Raw genomic sequence first — 2,352 nt, forward strand, 5'->3', positions numbered from 1 at the left:
GATCATTTCGACAATCCATTACCAGATGACGACATGGAACATCATAAAAATCATGATTTCGATTTGATTAATGAACCTATCATTGAACATGACAGCCAATCGAATGATGATCTGCTGCATTCAGCATTAAACTCGATGCATAATCAAACTTAGCACTTTAAAAATACTTAAAAAAAATGCCTTGTCAATTTGATAAGGCATTTTTTAACATTGCTGTGCTCATAAAGCGTTAATGAAAAAACTGTTTGGCTGGTAAAGGCTTTGAGTAAACATAACCTTGGATAAGATATACGCCATACTGACTGAGGTATGCCACTTGCTTATCGTCTTCAACCCCTTCAGCAATAATGTTTAAACCTGATTTTTGCGCAAATAAAATAATCGCTTCAATGGTTTTCGCATTAAAATTGTCTTCACGACCTATTGTATCGACAAACATTTTGTCAATTTTTAGGGTGCTAATTCCTAAGTTTTGTACATAGCTGAAACCACCGTAGCCAGTGCCTGCGTCATCCAGTTTTAAATCTATCCCTAAAGAGTAAAACTTATCCAACATTTGGCGCGCAGCGACTAAATCACTAATAGGTAAGCGCTCGGTAATTTCTAATGAAATTCGGTGCTGCTTTAGCTGCCCAGATTCAACTACACTTTTTAAAAACTGGTACAAATCATCGTTATCTAAATGTTCAGGGACAATATTGACGCTAAAAAATAACCCCTCACGTTTTCCGCCTAGTTTTTTAATATCGCTGACAACATGTTCAAGCAGAACCTTAGTCATATCAACAATTAACCCTTTGGCTTCAGCATAGGGAATAAATTGATTGGGTGGTATTAAGCCCCCATCTTGATGCTGCCAGCGCATTAATACTTCACAGCCGACCACCTTTTGGGTGCGCGAATCAACAACGGGCTGGTAAAAAGGAATAAACTCACCATCCTTAATCCCACTCATAATTTGTGAACGCATTGACACTGACTTACTTTGCCATCGGTGGATTAAGTAAGTTAGCCAAGCAGAAAATAACAAAGAAAACATCACAACAAACACCCATGAAATGGTGCTGTATTGTTTGTAGAAGTCAAAATCACCAGACAACTCAAACGAGGCGACAAAGTAAGGTGAGTTTAAAATCACTGTGTTACTCACAAATGGTTCATCTGCAAATCTTTCAAAAGCAAAAACTATCAAAGGATCTGATTCAAAAGTAACCTTATATTCCAAACAGCGGTCACATTCGACTGGTACAAAATAGCTGGGTTTTAAGGGGATAATACTGGCGCTATAATTAAGATCGCCGAAATGTTTAACTAATATCCACTCAGGGTATTTTCTATTAGCCATTTCGACAATACCCAAGCTAAAATCATTACTGATACGATGAGTTTTAATTGATCGAATATCTCGAGTAATATCATTAGATGCACAAAATTGCTCACCCTCTTTGGTGACACCGACCCAGCGAATAAAGCTAGCATCAAAGACGAAATCTCTAAGGTCATCCAGAGTTTGTTCTGTACAGTTAAAATCTTGTTTTGAAATAGCAGGCAAACGGTTCATGGCAACAATACTTGCTTTAATCACTTTTTCAAATTTTTCCGCAAGGACATTGGTATCACGGGCAATAATTTGTTGTGCATAAAAATGGTCTACGCCCTTCAGACTGATCAAGCTTAAAAAGAAAATAACAGTAAATATTAATCCATTTTCAATTCGTTTCATGCATTCTTCCTTCGCTAAGCTTAAGGGATTAAATATAGCGTATTATCATGCCTAAGGTAATGATAATGGTTATTAATTTAACTAATTAAGTCTTTCGTTTGCCAATCATTTACTTGCTGGTTGATAGGGTCAATAAACTGTAAACGTTTAGCCAGCAGCTGTAACGGTTGCTGATAATTATCATCCCCTTTAGGTTGTAATTCTGGATAAAAACGGTCATACAATATTGAGAATGATAAAGTCCAACATTTAGGCGCAGGGGAAAGCTTCCAGCAAACCTTTACCGTTGAATCTATTGATGGCAGTGCTAAAAAAGATATCACAGTGACCGTTCATGGCACCAACGATGCTCCAATTGCATCAGCTGAAGTGCGTTTGGCGAATGGCTTAGAAGATAGCAAAATTGTCCTCACCCCAGCACTGCTACTTGCTAACACAACTGATATCGATGATAACGATATTGGCAAATTATCCATTGAAAACCTCCATGTCGACCATGGTTCGATACTGAACAATGGCAATGGCACCTTCACCTTTACCCCAGAAAAAGACTATAACGGCGATGTACACTTCAGCTATGACGTCAAAGATGCCCACGGTGGTGTGACACACACTGGCGCTAGCACCAC

Annotated in this window: 3 protein-coding genes; 1 reads left to right on the forward strand and 2 read right to left on the reverse strand. The window is 38.2% G+C overall.

The annotated features are described in order from the left end of the window. Positions 1–229 precede the first annotated feature (229 nt). Together NE535_RS18570 and NE535_RS18720 are read right to left on the reverse strand one after the other, a co-directional pair. Positions 230–1,723 carry an EAL domain-containing protein gene (locus NE535_RS18570; RefSeq protein ID WP_261300033.1) on the reverse strand — a complete coding sequence of 498 codons (1,494 nt, stop codon included), beginning with the start codon at positions 1,721–1,723 and terminating at the stop codon, positions 230–232. A 77-nt stretch (positions 1,724–1,800) separates the two neighbouring features. Then, the gene (locus NE535_RS18720) at positions 1,801–2,046 is read right to left on the reverse strand and encodes a hypothetical protein (protein ID WP_261300034.1); all 246 of its coding nucleotides are present in this window, start codon (positions 2,044–2,046) and stop codon (positions 1,801–1,803) included. On the opposite strand from NE535_RS18720, the gene NE535_RS18725 reads away from it, so the two are divergent. Beyond that, positions 1,949–2,352, forward strand: a 404-nt coding sequence (locus NE535_RS18725; protein ID WP_261300035.1) for a cadherin-like domain-containing protein, incomplete at its 3' end; no start/stop codon positions are given. The two genes, NE535_RS18720 and NE535_RS18725, sit on opposite strands and share 98 nt — an antisense overlap.

The sequence above is a fragment of the Shewanella holmiensis genome, from assembly GCF_025370255.1.
Taxonomy (GTDB): domain Bacteria; phylum Pseudomonadota; class Gammaproteobacteria; order Enterobacterales; family Shewanellaceae; genus Shewanella; species Shewanella holmiensis.

Coding starts and splice junctions, on each gene's coding strand:
- NE535_RS18570 (WP_261300033.1), bottom strand. CDS start 1,723: ATGAAACGAATTGAAAATGGATTAATATTTACTGTTATTTTCTTTTTA.